1 protein-coding gene is annotated in these 279 nt (G+C 67.7%); it reads left to right on the forward strand.

Translation table 11 applies throughout. The features are described 5' to 3' along the window. Window positions 1-17: 17 nt before the first annotated feature. Window positions 18-279 (forward strand): ACT domain-containing protein (locus ABD323_RS44475; RefSeq protein ID WP_344447664.1); only part of this gene is annotated, 262 nt, incomplete at its 3' end.

Raw genomic sequence — 279 nt, forward strand, 5'->3', positions numbered from 1 at the left:
TGGGCGTGCAGGTGTCGGTGAGCACCGAGCCCGAGAGCCAGAACTACCGCAGCCAGCTGACCGTGCGTGCGGTGCAGGACGACGGCACGGCACACACGGTGTCGGGTGCGGTCACCGGCAAGGACGAGGTGCAGAAGCTGATCGAGATCGACGGCAGGCACTTCGACATCCGGGCCGAGGGCCACATGCTGCTCATGGAGTACCCGGACAAGCCGGGCATCATGGGCCGTGTCGGCACGGTGCTCGGTGAGGCGGGCGTGAACATCGACGCCGCGCAGA

This window comes from Kitasatospora nipponensis (assembly GCF_039528135.1).
GTDB lineage: Bacteria > Actinomycetota > Actinomycetes > Streptomycetales > Streptomycetaceae > Kitasatospora > Kitasatospora nipponensis.